A 17,645-nucleotide genomic window follows, 5' to 3' on the forward strand; every position below is an offset into this window, starting at 1 on the left:
GAGATATGAAAAAACGGAATATAGATAATCTAAAAGCAATTTTTAAAAATAGAATTTATTATGAACCTTGAACACATATTAACCTCTAATAGTCGGTTTGTTTCTTCGTGTGCTTTGACCCTTGCTAATGAAAATAAATTTCTTTCTATTTCCTTAGAATCACAACAAGCTATTTTAAATTACTTAAACGGGGTTGATTCTGTAAATATAGATTCTATCCAATCTATGGCAGGTTCTTCAGGAATTGATGTGAATTACTCTAGTGCTCTTAAATCAGCGGGATCTGCCATAACTACTGTGGCCGGGGTAAATTTTGCAACTCACTGCATAGAAAAAATACTGTGGTTCAAATACCTCTGTAATATATTCAATCAGTCTCCTTCGCGTCAGGGAATGGATACATTCCTATCAGCCTTAGCTCTTTCTATTATACTAGGTATTATTTTATTAATTTTTGGTCCCTCTCTGTTCTCAGCTGTTTCTAATGCACTAAAAATCCACCAATCTTCTCAAGTTATTTTTAAATGTCGACAAGAAAACAAGAATCTTCAGCTTTTGGCAGAGTTAAATCAACGAAACCTTTCATCTCACCAGCAAGTTGCTATTAATATAGCTATGGAAGCTAATCGTCAAATGGCGACTACATACAAACAATATAGAGCTACTCGAATTGCATTTTTAGTAGTTGCTATTATTTCTTGTTTAGCATTGTTTGCATTAGCTTCTGGGCTTATACTAGGATTTTTCTTTGCTTTACCGGGGTCGGCAGCGATTACAGCAGCAATTATTGGCTGTGGAGCTAGCGGGGGTGCTCTGTTAATACTGGGAGTAATTGGATTTATTCTTTCCTCTGTATATGAATTTCGTCAACAAAACAGGGCTATTCATAACTTTGAGCGTTCTATTCTTTGTGCAATGGTCAGTGACCTGATTTCTCAAAAACCACAGGAATATCAAAGAAGCTTTACGACCCAACAAATTGCTCATGCATGCCTATCCACGCCTGTTTCCTAAAAAACTAAACTAGTTTACACAATTGTTAAACAATGTCTAGTTTATGTAATGATGAAATGGAGTCAAAATCACTTAATTCATAAGCGTCGGGAGAAAGAATCCAAAACAGGGGACTTTCTCCCTGACTAATCATTTCTATAGGATAGGGAGAGACACGATCTCTGGATTGAGAAAATAGAGTTTTGATAATTTTCTTTTTATTTTCTCCTTGCACATAGACGACGATATGTTTTGCTTTACGTACTATGGGGAGAGTTAGGGTCATTCTTTTGGTGTTTAATTGCGGTACATCATTAAACACTACAAGACGGGTATTTTCTTGGACAGCTTGAGTATTAGGGAATAGGGATAACGTGTGTCCATCTTCACCAACTCCCAGCATAATCATGTCAAAACTTGCTTGGGGAATGACTGTTTCGATAATTTCTTGGTATTTACTATCTCCTTCAGGATCCTCAACCGGCATACGAAACACATGATCCTCGGGAATATTCAGCTCGCCAAGCAAGCTCATGGCCTGTCCATAATTGCTATCCTTGGATGTGGGGGGTACGTTTCTTTCATCTCCCCAAAATAAGAATATCCTTGAGGGATATAATAGTTTTTCTTTGTTTTCTATTATATTTTCAAAAATAGCTAGAGGAGTAGATCCTCCCGAAAGAGCAACATAAAAAGCATTATTCTGTTGGATAGATTTATTTGCTGTGATTATCCAATCTTGGCTAGCTAAATCAATAAATAACTCTCTTTTCTTAGTAAGGAGAATCTTATGAATATTATTAAAATTAACTAGTGTTGCCATGATATCTTGATTTCCTTTCTATGTTATATTATAGAGGGCGCCATGCTTTCCCATCTGATGATAAGAGTTCTTCTGCTTGTTTTGGTCCTGAAGATCCAGCCTTATAATTAGGAAAGAGTCCTTCTATTTTTCCTTCATTTTCCCAGTGTTTTAAAACAGGGGTGAATAGCTCCCAAGAAGCCATGACTTCATTACTTGATGTGAAAAGAGTTCTATCTCCTAGAATACAATCAAAGAGTAATCTTTCGTATGCTTCTGGAGTTTTAGTTTTAAAATAGCTGTCATAGCGGAAGTCCATGTGCACAGGGCGAACAATATTGTTAGTTCCTGGAACTTTACAATTAAATTTCAAAGCAACTCCTTCATCTGGCTGAATACGAATAATCAGAAGATCATTTTCCATGGGGCATTCTGAGCATGATTCAGGGGAGAACAAATTATAATAAGATTTTTTAAAGATGATAGAAATATCTGTAGACCGTTTTGTGAGGCGTTTTCCTGCTCGCAAATAGAAGGGGACACCGAACCAACGAGGATTATCTATGAACATTTTTAATGCTACATAAGTTTCTACCATAGAGTCTTCAGCAATATTTTCTTCTTCACGATAACCAAGGACGGAGACATCCTGAACTTCTCCTGGTCCGTACTGACCTCGAACGATAAATTCTTGGGACAATGGACGTATTTTTTTCAAGATATTGATTTTCTCTTTTTTGATTTCTTCTGAAGTAAATGATGTTGGAGGCTCCATAGTTAACAAGCACAGCAACTGCATCATATGATTTTGCACCATATCACGTAGCATGCCTGATTTTTCAAAAAGATTTCCTCGTGTACCTATCCCTATTGATTCACTAACGCTTATTTGCACATGATCAATGTATTGAGAATTCCAGCAAGACTCAAATAAGGTATTTGCAAAACGTATAGTAAGGATATTTTGTACCGTTTCTTTTCCAAGATAATGATCTATACGATAGATAGCATCTTCGTGAAGATTGTCATCTATGTATTTCTGTAATTCTTGAGCGCTCTCAAGGTCTACACCGAAGGGTTTTTCTATGATTACTCGAGACCAAGGGGCTGTGTTTTGATCATGGTAGAAAAGGTGGTGCTTATTAATATTTTGTATGATCTCTGGGAAATATTCAGGTGGAGTAGACAGATAAAACAACCTATTTCCTAAAGTTCCATAAGTACGATCAATATCTTCTAGTTTTTCCTTTAGCGATGCATATCCTGCATCCGAAGAAAAATTAGATTCATGATAGAATATGCGAGGTTCAAACTCTTCCCAAACACGAATGTCTAGTTCTTCATTAGGAGAGGATCTCTGGACAGCTTGTTTCATTTCTTCACGAAACTGCTCGTGACTTTTTTTTCTTCTTGCAAACCCCACACAAACAAAATTTTTAGAAAGCTTATTCTCTTTAACTAAATGATACAAAGCTGGAAAAAGCTTACGAGAAGTGAGGTCCCCAGTAGCACCAAAAATAACCATAACACATGGTGGAGATTGAAGTGATGATTTCCCTTCTTTAGAATTTGGACTACTTACTGTTTCCATAGTTTCTGAACCTTAATACAAATAAAAATGGTTAGGATAACAAAAAAGAATAAAAGTCACTATGATGAAACATTGTTATTCCTATAAAAAAGCTCCGCTAAAAGGAATGGGAAGATAGTTGGGTGGTTCATTTTATTATTTACGAACCCAAGAATTCTCTAATTTTGTCTAAGGATTAAAAATTTCTTTTTCCTAAGAATTAAGTAGAGTCAATGTAACGAAAATCTACAATTCCTGTAGGAGAAAAACCTAAATTAGAGAATTTTTTATTTAATGCAACATGGAAAGCATCATGATAAATGGGTTCAATAATATGTAGGCTTTCTAAATACAATACAGCCTGTGAAACAAGTTCTGAACGTTTTTGAGCTTCCTGTTCTTTCTGAATTGTTTCCAATAAGGATAGGAAATCTTTATGATTAATACTATAAGGAGCAACTCCTGACGGATAGTCGAAAAGAGAGAGAAAAGCCATCGGGTCAGAAAAATCTGCAAACCATTCTCCTGTAGCTAAGGAAAACTGTCCAGAAGTTAGTTCTTTTTGTAAAAGAGAAAACTCCTTCCCTACTATAGAGATGGTGAATCCTAAGACTTCTTTCCATTGTTCGCGTATTAGCTGCACAAGACGGGCATGCGACGCTGAAGTTGCAGGAAAGGCTAACGTATGATTTTCAAGATCTTTAGAGCAGATGCCTAACTCTTCCAGAGACTCTAAAAATAATTTCTTTGCTAAGCACCTATTTTTCTCCTCAGGATTAGGTGAGAAATGTGAAATAGGGGACTTATGAATACTTGTGGGTAATAAATGATGAGCTGGCTGAACTCTATCTAGAAATGCAGCTGATACTAGGGAATTTTTATCCAAAGCTAAAGCTAAAGCTTTTCTAAGCTTCGAAGAATTGAAGGGGAATTTATGTATATTGAAAGTGATCCAAGAGGTTCCTGCGACTTCAAAAGTATGCAGACGTCCTTTAGATTTTAAATGAGCTAGAGCTTCTGTAGGGATACGTTCTCCCCAAGGAGGTCCTTGCCAATGCAATTTACCTTGATTGAATAAAAGAGCAGCCGTATTGGCATCGGGAATAAAATGGACAACTATGGCCTGAGTATTGACCTGTTTATGATTATAATAATGAGGGTTTTTCTCTAATCGAATCCATTGCTTAGCTTTGATTTTTTTAAGATAGAACGCACCATTTGTTATTGGTATTGAAGTTATTCCTTGCCGTTGTTTTTCATGTACAGGGAAAAAAATAGGAAGGGATAATAGCTTTAAAAAATGTGATGTAGGGGAATCGAGTTCAACAACTATAGTTTTTTCATCTTTGGCGTAGAATCCTATATCATTGAGCAAACAACTCTGTTGAGCAACTTTCTTAGCATTCTTAATGGGATCAAAAGCAAAATGGTAGATTCCGCCGACTTCATGAGTCACGACTTGTTTCCAAGAATCAATGAAATCCTCAGCTATTAGGGGGTCGCCATTGCTCCAATATGCCTGTCTTAGATGGAATGTATATTTCTTACCATCATCAGAAACAGAATAGTGTTCTGCAAGTGCGGGTTCTATTTCTCCTGTGGACGTATTTTCTTGTACTAATCCTTCATAGATATGCTTGATTAGATTAATATTAGAGAGTAGTCGTACTTCCCGAGGATCGAGGGAGTGAGGATCATCCCGCATATTAATAGAGATTAGTTCTCGAGGGTGATGACATTGGGAACACCCAACCGATGCTAGGGATAAGAGGAGCAGGGCTCCCCAACTGATTCCCAACGATATCTTGCGCATGGAGAAACTTCCAGCTTTGGTTTATTTGAGAGAAAAAGCTCTCTTCCTAATCCAGCAATCATAGCAGCGTTATCAGTACACAGCTGTGGAGAAGGAAAATATATTGGTATATCCAAAGTTGCGCATAATAAATTTCGGAAAAATGTATTATTTGCAACCCCCCCTCCAAGAAGGAGCGATCTACACGAAAATGTTTTTATAATAGTCGGAAGTTTTTGTGCAATAGTTGTAAATGCCGTGTACTGAAAAGAAGCAGCAATATTACTTTTTTGTTCTTCGGATAGTTGAGGCAAAGGAGTCTGGTGGTTACTGTTTTTCCCCTTAATTGCATAGAGAACAGCTGTCTTTAGTCCGCTAAAAGAGAGATCATATCCTGCAATACGAGCAATAGAAAAAGGATAAGCAGTTTCACATCCATTGTGGGCTAATTTTTCAATTAACGATCCTCCTGGATAGGGTAATCCTAGAAATCTGGCAACTTTATCGAAGGTCTCTCCTATAGCATCATCGCGTGTTTTCCCAATAAGACGATAAGTTAAAGGATCTTCCATGAAAAACATAGCTGTATGAGCTCCAGAAACCACTAATCCTAAAGCGGGAAATTCCACTTGTTTTGCTTCCATATAGGCGGCATATAAATGTGCCTCTACATGATTGACACCAATTAAAGGCTTATTTGCTCCCAAAGCTAAACCCTTAGCGAAATTTACACCTATTGCTAGGGAGCCTATCAATCCCGGTGTTGTGGTTACAGCTAATAAATCTATATCATCCCAAGAAACTTGAGCCTTTTGAAAAGCAGAGAGGACAACCTGAGGAAATACCTGGAGATGAGCTCGTGAGGCAATTTCCGGGACTACACCTCCATAGGGAGTGTGCCCATCCTGTGATGCCACAATATTTGCTAAGATATTAGATTCTCCGTCTACAAGAGAACATGATGTTTCATCACAAGAACTTTCTAAGCCTAGAGTAAGCATAAAAACCATAAAAATAAAAATATGTACTCTATGGTAAAAAGGAGCCTCCAAATCATCAAGGAAAACTTCCTAAAAGAAAAGGTAGGAATTTGAGTAAGAAATTTATTTTTTTAAAATTCTTAAAACTAGAAATTTTTCTATGGAAAAACTTTTATCATTAAATTTAAATTGAAAATCACAAACGAGTTGTATTGAATTGAAAATAATTTTGATAAAGAAAGAGTCTTTGTCAAAGAAATTCATCTGTCATTTAAAAAAGGAAATTCCTTGATAGTTTTTATTAATTAATTGCATGATTGCTGTTTTTAGTTAAATAATTTTATACTACATTAAAGTATGGAAAATTGGATTTCTACGGCAAGAGTACTTCTACGCGGCTGTAAATATACGTTATTTATTAGCAGTATTTCTATATTCTTTGGCTCGCTTCTTGGTATTGCGATTGGCACCCTAACTTCTCGTTATTTTTCTTGTCGTATCCTACGTTCTTTAGGTAACTTATATGTTACAATTATCCGAGGAACTCCTCTATTCATTCAAATTCTGATTTGTTATTTCGGCCTTCCTACTGTAATACGTTTAAATCTCTCTCCTCTTATGGCGGGATTGATTTCTTTAAGTATTAATTCCTCAGCATATCTTGCAGAAAATATTCGAGGAGGTATTAATTCTTTATCAATAGAACAATGGGAATCTGCTAAAGTTTTAGGCTATAAAAAGTCACAGATTTTTCTTTATATTATTTATCCTCAAGTGTTTACGAATGTCCTTCCTTCTTTAACAAATGAATTTATCGCTTTAATTAAAGAAAGTAGTATTTTGATGGTTGTTGGAGTCCCCGAACTTACAAAAGTAAGTAAAGACATTGTTTCTAGAGAGCTTAATCCCATGGAAATGTATAGCATCTGTGCTGGGTTATATCTGATTATGACATCATCATTTTCTTATTTCGCTAGGTTACTCGAGAGAAGGAGGAAAGTGAGGTGACTGTTAAAGTAAATGATCTTGTATATTCTATTAATAATAAGTGCATTTTATCCGGAGTATCCTTTTCTCTAGAAGAGGGGCATATTACTTTGTTTGTCGGTAGAAGTGGTTCCGGGAAAACCACAATATTACGAGCTCTTGTTGGTCTTATTGATCCTACTAGAGGAGATATTTCAATTTCAGGAGAGACTCCTGCTCTTGTTTTTCAACATCCCGAACTATTTCCTCATATGACTGTTTTGAATAACTGTATTCATCCTCAAATCATTATTAAACGAAAAAGCTTAGAAGAAGCCAAAGAGCGTGCTCATGATCTTCTAAAACGTTTAGATATTGAAGATATTGCTGAAAACTACCCCCACCAATTATCTGGGGGGCAAAAACAACGTGTGGCTATTGTCCGATCTTTATGTGTAGACAAACGCATTCTATTATTTGATGAACCAACCTCAGCTTTAGATCCTTTTTCTATAAGATCATTTAAACATCTTTTGGAATCTTTAAAGGAACAAAATCTTACCATAGCGATTTCTACTCATGATATGTCTTTTGTTCAGGGATGCTTAGACCGTATCTATCTTGTAGATCAGGGGAAGATCATTAGTGCTTATGATAAACGTCATGGACACCTAGATGAAAAACACCCAATAAATATTTACATAAGCTCTATGCAATCATCTTAAGAAACAGCTGCATATTTGCAGCTGTTTTTCTACTAAAACTGTTGCCAACTACATGAATATGTAGACTGCATGATGTAAAGATCTTGAGGTATTCCCTCAACTTTCTGATGGTTTTCCATGTGTAATGAAATACTCTTACAATTTTCAGGAACGACAAATATCTTTGCTTCTCCTGGAGGAAGTTCTAAAATATCGTACTTATGTTGGTTTATTAAGAGAGATCCCGTGTAGAAAAGAGGCAGACTCAATATACTGGAAGTGTCTTTTAACCGTTCATGTCTATTCCAAGGTGCGTATTCATAGTGTACTTTCAATTGGATATTAGGATTTTTACATCCCATAATGGAAGGAATTAACGCCTTGAACGTGCAATCCCAAGTATAAATTCCAGGATACTTCCCATGCAGTATATCATCTTCTATAGAAAAACAAGAATATTCTTCTTGTGCTTGTGCATATCTTAGAGATGACATGGGGAACTTCCCCGAATCTTTACCACCTTGAGCTTTCCATGTAAATCCTATAAACCCCTCTGTAAGAATATCTAAAGGTAAAGAGCTTTTTAATAAAGGATTCCATCCCAAGGAATATAGTCTATCACTTTTATTAAGACAAAAAGGGGATTTATTAATAGAAGTATCGTTATCACTTAAGTATTTAGACACATCTTGATACACATTTCTATGGTTTGAATTATCTGTATGTAGGGGGCTAGATTTCTTTTGAGGACATTTCAAACTACTTAAGTAATTTTGATGAGTGTCTATGTCATAGCTAGAACATGATTTCAATAAAGAGGAATCTCTCTTCTTATATAGAGTATTCAATTTCTCCTTATTTACATGGCATATTTCATTTAGATAACTTGAAGAAGAGGAATTAGAGTCTTCTGTAGATTCTGAAAAAAAATCATAAGTTTCCTGAGAATTCACTGAAGTATCTTCTTCTATAACTCCTTCAATTAGGGATAGAAACTTTTGTATAATTTCAATAGTTAAGGATCTTAATGCGCTGTAAGAATACTGATCCACAGACGTATTGATCTTGTATAATAGATCTTGAATGCCTATGCGCACTCCGTGCATTCTTTTCTCTAAAAATCTTATTTTATTTTCCATGGAAAGAATACGCTTATTCATATCATGTATTTGTTTATCTATTTCTTCTTTTAAGAAATGGCAATCGTGATGATTGTCCTCAATTTTAGTTCCTAAGTCCTGTATTTCTGCGATTTTTTGTACAATTTTAACAGTCTTTTGCAGTACGGAATTAAGGGTTTCCTGTTTCCTTGTTTCTGTAGGATGCAAGAAAGAATTTCTTTTTCTCATAATTCATTACTCAAAAACAAAAAAATTAATTAATTCATATAAAAAAATATTTAATAGATAAAAACGATAATTTCATTAAATTAATTAAATTTTTTATTTTTAATAATCACATTATTATGGTGAATTTTGAGACTTTTCCCAAGGTAATGGGAAAACTGTCTGCGGAGGAGTGGAGTCACCTAAAGAAGAAAATAACTTATCTGCTAGCGTATTAAAAGGGCTAGCAATCATATAACTTTTTAGCAAAGCAATCCTGGCGTAAGCAGATGACCAATCTACTTCAGGAGATGAAATAGATCCTCGAATTTTAATAAGGAAAAAATTTTTTGTTCTCAATGAGGTATTATGGAAGTATTTTTTTATCACTTCAGGGTCAATACCTAAAGTCATAGAAATACGATCTTTAAGAATGTTTGTTTTTCCCCATAATGCCAATCGAATTCTATTATCAATCAAAGCATCAAAACGCTTACAAATAATACTTCCTTTTTGTACTGAGAAGAATATCGGAGTGAACCACGATTCTACAAATTGTTTATTTTCTTCGATGTCTAAAAACTGGAACAGATCATACATAGTTCCTGTGTTCGCTATAGAAATCTTGCCAAAATCCAAAGTAGCTGATTGGATATGAAATTCTTCGAAAGAATAAGGGGAGATAGGAAGATAGAAATTTTCTTTATTCACGCGAAGCAAAACAGGATGTTTTGAGTAAGCACTTCCCGAAATTAGGGGATTGAACTCTTGAAAGAATGCACGGTTAATTTCCTCATTAATCTGTAATGTTGCCTGAAGATCTTCTTCTAAAAGGATTGCTTTTTCTTTAATAATAAGGGGAATGTAGGCTTGGAGATTCGCAGAATCTACATTTACAGTGAAAGGTCCTTCACCACACAAGAGATGATGAAACATTTTTACTCGAATTCTAGGACCAGCTAAAGAAGAAATTTTGGTTTTCACATCCGGAGAAATAGGGAATATTCCGGTAATAAATGACGAAGGAATGTGTTTCCACTCTGCTGTTTGAATGAATTCTCGTTGCGAGAAATCTAGAATGTTCTCCACCGATCCTCGAATGAAAAACTCAGCAGAAGTTTTATTATTCTCCTGACTGGGTGCTAGACAACTTCCTTGAAAATCATACTGAATCTTAGTGTCTAGATTATTTGAAGAAATGGATCCTATGAAGTTATTGATAATAAAAGTCTCTTTAGAAACATTGTCATAAAATATTAAGGGGTTTGTTGACAACGCTCCCTCAAATCCTCCTTCGGTAAGAAGAGAAAGACACGATAATCCGGTTTTATGTTCAGCACAAGAAAGTTTAGAAATATCAATTCTTGTGATAGCTGTTCTATGTAATGTGCATGAGGGGAAACAAGAAGAGTTCGAAAAGAAACTGGCATAACGTTCAGGAGTAATTTCCCACTGCAATGTTCCTTTAGTTTTTGATGAAAGCATGAGAGAATGATCCATAATAAAAGTGAAGTCTCCAGAAAGAGCATCTGTCTTTAAAGAAGAATCGAAAGTTAAAAGGTCTTCTTCTTCTGGATCATAACGTAAATTAAAACCCATTGTCCCCGTAGCGCCTATATATGTAGATAGTTTCCCTTCCTTTTGCTGTATTTTTAACAATCTATCTAGGGGGAAATCGATCACCTCTCCCGATCCTTGGACTTTGACATTATTAACACTTATAGGTTTCTCAGGATCTATGATGGAAATAATAAACTCTGGGATTAAAATACGTGTGGAGGGAAGATCCGGGTTTTCCATATCCTCAAGCATCATTTGAATATTTCCCTTAGCAAGGGATTTTCCCCCATCTGTGTGGAGAGAGAAGCTAGCTTTGGTAAGATTTAAAGGCATGAGTTGTGGATAAACTATGCTCAGAGGTAAAGATACGATTTTTCCATAAATGAGTGTTGAACAAGTATCTGACCTTATAGGCTCATTAACCTTTCCAAATTTACCATGGAGAAAAATTTCATTTTCTCCGACTATCATTTTCATTGAAAACTTAGGAAAGTAAATATGTGTGGGAACTGCCTGTAATTTCCCTGAAAAATCAGCTTCTGCATAAGAAAAATGCTGAGAAAAATTTTTTCTCAATTTTTCTTCAAAATGATACGTAGCGTTTCCCTGGAATAACATTGACTGTAATGTTCCAGATATCATGCACCGCAGTTTCATTAGGGGGTTATCCAAATCTACGAAAGCTACAATTTGTGAGCGTTTGTATTCTCCTCGAACTTCTAAAGAGTAATAAGGAACCTCTAAGGGAATATTAATAACAAACGGCTGTGGAAATAATGCTCTGAGGTAAGTATGAGGTAGGGTAGGTTGTTGTAAAAGAAACTCCGTATGGTTTTTCTTATTATCGATAGTTAAACTCCCATGAATATAGGACTGTGCAGCTCCTCCAAATACTGCTAATGAAGATCCCTGGATTCGAGTATAACGTATATTTTTCTTAAGAGATATTTCAGAGTTTTTTAATTCTATCGATAAATTGGGATCCTTAGGGGAAAAGGAGAGAGAATGCAAATAGGCGTGTAAAGAGATTTCACTATGTTTCCACTTAAAAATATCTAGCGGGATAATTGCATGAGAAATATCTGCTCGTATTTGCTGACTAGAAATCTTCGTAGATGAAGGAAGTATTTCAGAACATAAAAATGAGGCTAACTGTGGTTGCACTTCAAGAAAAGACGTGCTTCCTTCAGTAACATAAAATGTAGACTGATGGATATGTCCTTTTAGCTTTGCCTGCATTTGGCTTCCAGTTACCTCTGCTGTCATGATCACTTTCCCATTCACATTAGATGCAGATACCTGTGCATTAAGAACACTTTCATGAGAAAAAATACGATCCCAGGTAGGGTGAGCTATGAACAATTTAATAAAGGAAGCTGGGACAGATTCTAGTTGAGCAGAAATATTAACCTCTGGCGAGATTCTACTTTCAATAAAAATTCTTCCTATAACATTTCCTTCTGTAGCAACTCCTTTTACTATGAGTTTTTGTGGGGTCTTTTCAACATAAAATCCTGAAAGAAAAAGTGTATCTCCTTTCACTGTCTTCATTACTACTGAACCATGTTCAGAAGTTACTGATGAACTATTAGATAAAAAGGCAAAAATAGCTCCTGGATCTAAATTCCCTATAGAAGGTTGGTCTATGGTGAGATTTTCATCAATTTGCAATGACCATCCTGACAAAGTAATTGCTTTAGGGTTTTGATATAAAAGAAGACGAGGTAAAGATCCCTCAATGTTTATAGTTTCCGCAGAAAATAACTCTCCTTGGTTATCTTTACCAATGATCTTTACCTTTTTTGCACTCTGGGGTCCCCACCAGGATAGCTTTAAATCCTCAACTGTACAGGATAATCCTGTTTCCTTATGAATTAAGGAGAGAACAAGGTATTTCCCCGACCCAATGGAAAGAAGAGTAGGTAAAAAAAATACAAATATCCCTAAACTTAAAGCTATTCCTAAGGTCTTAAACCAAGATACACGTTTCATCATAGCTGCCTAGCAATATCTTTAAGGGTTAAATTATAAATACTATGTTCCGATTGATCTAACATCCCTTGAAAGTTCATTTGCACTAAACTTAACGCGACCTCTGCTCTAGCTGAATTCAATTGATGTACGTGCAGCAATTTTTCAATGATATCCTTAATTGTCATCTCTGAAATATAAAGAGATGGCTTATATGTATTTTTATAAGATAAAACTAGACCTTCATTTTCTAGAATCTCCAAGCATTGAGAAATTTCACCAATAGGAACTTTAGAATCTTTCGCTAGGCTTTCCAGAGTAGGTGAGGGATATCCTTTATCAAAATTTCCTGATACTACGGCAAGAATGTAAGTACTGATTAATAGCTTTGTATAACAATTAGGCAGATACTTATCTGTAGAAAACACAAAGCTATATCCCTTATTTTGAATTAGAAAAGTTAAAGTCCCTCCAAACAAATAAAGACAAGCATAAAAATAAAGAAGTAGTAGAAATGAGGGTAGAGCAACTAAAGCTCCGTAAGTGAAACTATAATTAAATAGGTAAAACTGTAAGCAAAAGAAAATTTTCTGAAAAATTATCCATAAAGTTCCTGCTGTCAAGGCAGCAATACATGCTGCTGTTTTTTTCACAGAAACTCTTGGTAAGAAGGCATAACAAAAAAACAAAACCAAATAAATGCATAAATAGGGAATACACACAGATAAGAAATACACAATAGTCATGAAATAGTTAATAGAAAATAGTCGAGAATATTGTGTAGGAATGATTTGCGTAATACACACCCAAAAACCAGAAATAATAATGAACAGCATCGGACTAATTAGTGTGATTACTAGGTAAGAAATAAGCCTACGGATAGATATAGGTGTCCATCCCATTCTAAAAATCTTATTTAAGCTATCCTCTAAAGATAGTAACATAAGAATCCCAGCCCAACAAAAAACGAAAAAACTTCCAACGAGGACCAAACCTACATGATTTGTTGTGGAACGATGAGCAACATCAACAATTGCTAAAATAGGTTCTTTATAATCAGGGAATTTAACTAACAGCCACTTCTGCCAATCTAAATCTAAGAATAAAGATTGTGATAACCTTAAGAAAAATACCAGTATGGGAATACACCCAAATAACCCATAATAACTTAAAACACAGGCTTCTTTAGCTACTTCATTTCTGAATAAAAGCTTGGGTGCAAGTAAAAAAGACTTAAGAATATGATTATTTCGAAAACTCGAATTTTGTTTTTTTTTGATAATGACGAGAACTTTCGAAACATAATTTATATACTAAAATCATTTTTTACCTATTTTAATAAAAAATGATTATTTCATTTCGAATTTTCTTTATTATTCATTATCAATTTTGATACATGAAATCATGAGAAATAACGGAAATTCTTCACGACAAAGATTTTCTGCTTTTTCTCGGCTTCCTAAAGATTTTTTAGGGGACACCCATTCTTCCATATGCTCAATCACAAACCCACATGCAGATAAAACTTGTACCCAGTAACTTAAAGGAAAATGAAAGGAAAGAGAAGTTTCAGACTGCTTTTTACCAGGATGAGTTAGGATAGGGATTTTCATATGAGATAAATAGCGGTCGATCTTGCGCGACATTAATTTTTTATTTTCATCATAATGCCATGAAGAGCATCGAGGTATCCGAAAACAAGGATGATTCAATACTAAGAAGAAGCGTCCCTGAGATTTAAGAAGTCGAGCTGTATTTTGAACTGCCTTGTCCGGAGACGCCATATTCTGCAAAGAAAGAATAGCCACTGCAGAAGAAAACGTATGGAATTCAGAACAAGTATCTAACTTCTTTGTGAGATCTTGGACAATAAAGCGATGACTTTTAGATTTCCTAAGTTTAGTTGCAATAGCCACTAAACTTGGAGAAATGTCAATTCCTAAATAGCCACAGTCCTTAGGAATTGCTCTTTCTAAAATTCCTTGCCCACACCCAATGTCTACCAGAGAGCTGTGTTGATTTAAAGATAATATAGGAAGAAGACGAGGCAAAATGACTTCTCTATGATAGAAGTGCCCCTCATATTGGACTATTTTATGATAATCCTTGGCTATGGGCTCCCAAGAAGTTGATTGCCCATTTTTTTTCTTAATAGGTAGCGATTTTTTATTATAGAAATACTTAGGCATCCATAAAGTTTATATGAAAAATAAAAATAAGCAAGAGAAAACTACGTACAAAAAAAAATCTCTAGGCACTAGAACCTAAAGATTTATAAACAACACATCAAATGTTATTTTTTTGTACTATGTCTCTATCTACTCTTTTTTATCTCCTGACTTATCGTCTTCTTTTCCTTTTGATTCTTCAGTAGATCCTGAGCCTTCAGCTGCAACTTCTGCTGTATCTTTTGCTTCTTCCTTAGATTCGGGAGCTTCTACAGGAGTACTTTCAGCAGCACCTTCTACTGTGGTTTCTCCTTCATCTCTTTCACTTGTTCCTGTTTGGGTTCCAACAGCAATAGAAATTTGTCCCGCTGTAGATTCTAATACAGCAATTGTATCTTGTATTTTTCTACAAGCTGCTTCTAACTCCTTCTGACGCTCTTCTAAGAATTTAACTTGAAGTTCTTTTTGAGCAGCTTCTTCCTTTACACTTTGTAAAGTGGTTTGTGCCATGGAAACAAGCACTTCTAAATCCTTGATCTGCAATCTTAAACTAGAAACAGAAGAAGTAAGATCCTGAACACTTTCTGTACTTAGGAGAGCTTCTAAAGAAGTCAACATAGTTTGGAAAGGAGTTACTAAAGAACTGACTTTCTCTCCAGCATCTTCAAACCCACTTAGACTATTTCTGAAATCAGCAACAAGAACTGCAAAATCTCCTGTATGTTTTTCCATTCTTAATCCGAATTCTTGTAACTTCGATTGCAGATTTCTTAGATGTCCAACTTGCTCGCGAAGCTCTGCGTTTGCTTCCAATAGAACTTCAATTTCTTCATGTAAACGAGAATTTTCCACACCAAAGCGCTCGTTTTCTCCTCTGAAAAATTCGAGTTGTTTTCTTATTTCTTGAGTTGTTCTCCTTTCTAAACCATCTCTGATCCCCCAAATAACAAGTGCAAAAGAAACAATCATAATAAGCAACATTATAATTGCAGCAGATAATGCAGGTGCAGCACCAAATGACCAACAAACTAGACCTACAATGCCAGAAACAAAGAGAGCAATGGCAGCAATGATTTTCAATACACAGAGAACCTTCTCTACAGTAGATACTGCTTTATTAGGGAGAGCAATAGGAGGTACAGGTGGGTTTTTTCCACTCGTAGTAAATGATTCATCAACCCGATTCGAAATCGTCATAGTTAACATCCCAAAATATTTTTCAAAAAAGTTGCCATACAGTTTATTTCTGCAATTCAATAAGTTCAATAATTTTATAACCGATTTATAATCTGATGAATACGTACGGATTTGAATTGGAAATTTCTTTGAAAAAAAAGTCAGTGATGCGATTAAGGCTATTCTACATAGCTTCAAAAGACAAAAATTATAATAAAATTTTCCCAAAATTCACAAGACATCTAGGAATTTTAATCGAAAGATGTCAAAATCTACCGTTAGAAGTTTTTCCCAGATATAAGTCTATTTGTTAGAAATATGTGAAGTAGGCATTGAGAACTTCTATAAAAAGGACTTTCTTAAGTTTTGATAGGCCAAGGGTGAGGAACATAAAGCAACATAAAGTATGTATAGCCCCTTCAATTATGGGCGGGGATCTTGCATGTATAGGTGCTGAAGCTCAAAGAATCGCACAATCTGGTGCTGATCTTATCCATATTGATATTATGGATGGGCATTTTGTACCGAATTTTACTTTTGGCCCTGGAACCATTGCTGCGATTAATCGCTCTACGGATATTTTTTTAGAAGTCCATGCAATGATTTATTCCCCCTTTGATTTTATTGAAGCTTTTGTTCAATCCGGTGCTGATCGCATCATCGTGCATTTCGAAGCCTCTGAAAATCTTAAAGAATTATTATCATACATTAAAAAATGTGGTATCCAAGCAGGGCTTGCTTTCTCTCCGGAAACTTCTATAGAATTTATACCCTCATTTTTACCTCTATGTGACGTGATATTGCTGATGTCTGTCCACCCGGGATTTTGTGGCCAAAGCTTTCTCCCCGAAGTATCTGATAAAATCCGTTTCACGAAAAAAGCAATTCAATTAGCAGGATTAGAAGGTAAATGTTTCATCGAAGTCGATGGAGGAATCACAGAAGAATCAGGCAAAGTATGTCGTGAAGCTGGAGCAGACATTTTAGTTGCCGCGTCCTATGTATTTCAGCAAGATGGACTAACAATAGAAGAAAAAGTTTCACTGCTCAGAGGAGAAAACCATGGTATTAAGTAACCAGCTTTCTGTAGGAATGTTTATTTCTACCAAAGACGGACTCTATAAAGTTGTTTCTGTTTCTAAAGTAACAGGAGCAAAAGGAGAGTCTTTTATAAAAGCTGTATTAAAATCTCCAGATTCTGATGATACTATTGAAAGAAACTTTAAAGTGGGCCAGGAAATAAAAGAAGCCCAATTCGAATCGAGAAATCTGGAATATTTGTATATTGAGGGTGATCACTGCCTTTTTTTAGATCTAGGAAATTATGAAAAAGTATATGTTTCTAAAGAAATTATGAAGGATAATTTTCTATTTCTCAAAGCAGGCATTACTGTCTCTGCAATGGTATATGATGGCACTGTGTTTTCCATAGAATTACCACACTTTTTAGAATTGATGGTATCAAAAACAGATTTCCCCGGAGATTCACTATTAATTTCTGGAGGCACGAAGAAAGCCCTATTGGAAACAGGGATTGAAATCGCTGTACCTCCTTTTGTAGAAATTGGTGATGTTATAAAAATTGATACGCGTACATGTGAGTACATCCAACGCGTCTAACTTCAGACTGAGAAGGTA

14 protein-coding genes are annotated in these 17,645 nt (G+C 35.4%); 5 read left to right on the plus strand and 9 right to left on the minus strand.

What is annotated here, in order from left to right:
- The first annotated feature begins 60 nt into the window (after positions 1-60).
- A complete protein-coding gene (gene garD / locus RT28_RS01640; RefSeq protein ID WP_038500442.1) occupies positions 61-1,014 on the plus strand; it encodes an inclusion membrane protein GarD in 954 nt (317 codons plus the stop codon).
- 25 nt (positions 1,015-1,039) lie between these two features.
- On the opposite strand, the gene pgl is transcribed toward garD, so the two are convergent.
- From pgl to tsaD, 4 genes are all read right to left on the minus strand, one after another.
- Positions 1,040-1,816, minus strand: coding sequence for a 6-phosphogluconolactonase (gene pgl / locus RT28_RS01645; protein WP_038500445.1), 777 nt, complete (start codon positions 1,814-1,816; stop codon positions 1,040-1,042).
- A 28-nt stretch (positions 1,817-1,844) separates the two neighbouring features.
- Positions 1,845-3,386 (minus strand): glucose-6-phosphate dehydrogenase, encoded by a 1,542-nt coding sequence (gene zwf / locus RT28_RS01650; RefSeq protein ID WP_038500447.1) that lies wholly within the window; start codon positions 3,384-3,386, stop codon positions 1,845-1,847.
- 199 nt (positions 3,387-3,585) lie between these two features.
- Entirely contained in the window at positions 3,586-5,178 is a 1,593-nt protein-coding gene (locus RT28_RS01655) for a peptide ABC transporter substrate-binding protein (RefSeq protein WP_038500451.1), read from the minus strand.
- Positions 5,124-6,158: a tRNA (adenosine(37)-N6)-threonylcarbamoyltransferase complex transferase subunit TsaD gene (gene tsaD / locus RT28_RS01660; protein WP_038501277.1), complete on the minus strand. Its 1,035-nt coding sequence runs from the start codon at positions 6,156-6,158 to the stop codon at positions 5,124-5,126. The genes RT28_RS01655 and tsaD overlap by 55 nt, the downstream gene beginning before the upstream one ends.
- Before the next feature lie 336 nt (positions 6,159-6,494).
- Between tsaD and RT28_RS01665 the strand changes: the two genes are divergently transcribed.
- Both RT28_RS01665 and RT28_RS01670 read left to right on the plus strand, forming a co-directional pair.
- The gene (locus RT28_RS01665) at positions 6,495-7,145 is read left to right on the plus strand and encodes an amino acid ABC transporter permease (RefSeq protein WP_038500455.1); all 651 of its coding nucleotides are present in this window, start codon (positions 6,495-6,497) and stop codon (positions 7,143-7,145) included.
- Positions 7,142-7,828, plus strand: a complete 687-nt coding sequence (locus RT28_RS01670; protein ID WP_038500459.1) for an ATP-binding cassette domain-containing protein — start codon at positions 7,142-7,144, stop codon at positions 7,826-7,828. Before RT28_RS01665 ends, RT28_RS01670 begins: the two co-directional genes overlap by 4 nt.
- Positions 7,829-7,860: 32 nt before the next feature.
- On the opposite strand, the gene RT28_RS01675 is transcribed toward RT28_RS01670, so the two are convergent.
- The 5 genes from RT28_RS01675 to RT28_RS01695 form a co-directional block, all read right to left on the minus strand.
- Positions 7,861-9,156, minus strand: coding sequence for a hypothetical protein (locus RT28_RS01675; RefSeq protein ID WP_038500462.1), 1,296 nt, complete (start codon positions 9,154-9,156; stop codon positions 7,861-7,863).
- A 114-nt stretch (positions 9,157-9,270) separates the two neighbouring features.
- On the minus strand, positions 9,271-12,684 hold the full coding sequence (locus RT28_RS01680; protein ID WP_038500465.1) for a hypothetical protein: 3,414 nt from the start codon (positions 12,682-12,684) through the stop codon (positions 9,271-9,273).
- Positions 12,684-13,946 carry a YihY/virulence factor BrkB family protein gene (locus RT28_RS01685; protein ID WP_038500466.1) on the minus strand — a complete coding sequence of 421 codons (1,263 nt, stop codon included), beginning with the start codon at positions 13,944-13,946 and terminating at the stop codon, positions 12,684-12,686. Before RT28_RS01685 ends, RT28_RS01680 begins: the two co-directional genes overlap by 1 nt.
- Before the next feature lie 90 nt (positions 13,947-14,036).
- Positions 14,037-14,852: a class I SAM-dependent methyltransferase gene (locus RT28_RS01690; RefSeq protein WP_020356247.1), complete on the minus strand. Its 816-nt coding sequence runs from the start codon at positions 14,850-14,852 to the stop codon at positions 14,037-14,039.
- Positions 14,853-14,981: 129 nt separating this feature from the next.
- Positions 14,982-16,028 (minus strand): coiled-coil domain-containing protein, encoded by a 1,047-nt coding sequence (locus RT28_RS01695; RefSeq protein WP_240991531.1) that lies wholly within the window; start codon positions 16,026-16,028, stop codon positions 14,982-14,984.
- A 404-nt stretch (positions 16,029-16,432) separates the two neighbouring features.
- Here RT28_RS01695 and rpe point away from each other — a divergent pair, with 404 nt between their 5' ends.
- Both rpe and RT28_RS01705 read left to right on the plus strand, forming a co-directional pair.
- Positions 16,433-17,083: a ribulose-phosphate 3-epimerase gene (rpe, locus tag RT28_RS01700; RefSeq protein ID WP_020356249.1), complete on the plus strand. Its 651-nt coding sequence runs from the start codon at positions 16,433-16,435 to the stop codon at positions 17,081-17,083.
- Positions 17,070-17,627: an elongation factor P gene (locus tag RT28_RS01705; protein WP_038500472.1), complete on the plus strand. Its 558-nt coding sequence runs from the start codon at positions 17,070-17,072 to the stop codon at positions 17,625-17,627. Before rpe ends, RT28_RS01705 begins: the two co-directional genes overlap by 14 nt.
- The last annotated feature ends 18 nt before the right edge of the window (positions 17,628-17,645 follow it).

The sequence above is a fragment of the Chlamydia avium 10DC88 genome (assembly GCF_000583875.1).
Lineage (GTDB): Bacteria > Chlamydiota > Chlamydiia > Chlamydiales > Chlamydiaceae > Chlamydia > Chlamydia avium.